This window comes from Psittacicella hinzii (assembly GCF_003585885.1).
GTDB lineage: Bacteria > Pseudomonadota > Gammaproteobacteria > Enterobacterales > Psittacicellaceae > Psittacicella.
The window spans coordinates 1-1284 of record NZ_NRHC01000153.1; the positions used below are offsets into that span (position 1 = coordinate 1).

Annotated in this window: 1 protein-coding gene; it reads left to right on the forward strand. The window is 31.0% G+C overall.

The window, feature by feature from the left end; all coding sequences use genetic code 11:
• Positions 1–92: 92 nt before the first annotated feature.
• Positions 93–662, forward strand: coding sequence for a metal-dependent hydrolase (locus tag CKF54_RS08015; protein ID WP_262407835.1), 570 nt, complete (start codon positions 93–95; stop codon positions 660–662).
• Positions 663–1284: the final 622 nt, after the last annotated feature.

A 1284-nucleotide genomic window follows, 5' to 3' on the forward strand; every position in this document is an offset into this window, starting at 1 on the left:
GAAGCTAGAAGCTAGAAGCTGAACTTTAAATTAAATATTGAATACTTAAACTTGAAACTTAACATATAAATCTGCAGAATTAAGGAAGCAAGATGTATCGTAAAGGACATATGATTACAGGGATAAACCTTGGGGTTTGTCTCACCATTGGTGCGATTAACTGGTTTAACGTACCTTACTTAATAGCTATAGTGTCAGGTTACTTAACTTATAAAGGTTCAATGGCACCTGACTATTTAGAGATGCGATGGTTTGATCGAGAAAAACAAGAAATTCGCAGTATCATTCCCCATCGTACTATTACTCACTGGTTGCTACTTTGGGTAGCTTGTATGGTATTTGCGGGTTATAAATTCTACCAAGGTGGGGTATGGTGGCTATTACCATTTGCCTACTGTGCAGGTGGAGTTTTACACATACTACTAGATTTACCCAACAAGAAACCAATTCCAATTTTTCTTCCTGTAGGTGGTACTTGCTTAAAGTGGTGGGCTAGTAACGAGAAACAAGGAATTATTTGCTTAATTACGAGTTTACTTATGGCTGGTTTTATCTACTTAAGCTTTATCGATCGTTGGCAAGATATAGCTACTGAACCTATGAAGTACTGGCAAGCATTTTGTCAGCAAGTAGAATATGAGATGAAACGTTTGGCTGGTTAGTGGCGCCGTAGTATATAGCACAGTAGTACATTAGCATAAGTTTAAGTAGTACAAAGCTTCTCTATTCCTTATAGAGAAGCTTTTGAAATTTAAATTTTCTTAAGAAATCCCTATTAATAGTTAATCAGAGATAGTTTCAGAGAGAATTTAAATGAAGATTTGGGTTCGAATAAAAATTAGAATTCAAATCAAAACCAAAATTAAAACTTAAAACCAAAAATAAGGCTTACAACCAAAGGTCAAATTGGATTTTAAATTTAAATTTAAAATCCAAATCAACTCCAAGTTCGAATCAGAATTTAAAATCAAAGCAAAAATTTGAATTTAAAATTAAAAATAGTTTAAAATCCACTTTTAAGAAAAAACTTAAGAAATTTAGAAGTGGGATTTTAGACTATTTTTAAATGAGTTAAGAAATAATTGTAAAAATTAGTTTGACAATTAATTAGAGTTTCTCTATAATGATCTCGTTGTCGCAGAAAGCGACAGATAAATTTACTTACTAGGTAAGTAAATTTAAAAGAAGAAAATTTTAAATAAATACTTGACAAGTTCATTTATTTATATTAAAATGCTTCTCGTTGTTTTGATAATGACAACACAAAGTTCTTTAACAATTTAA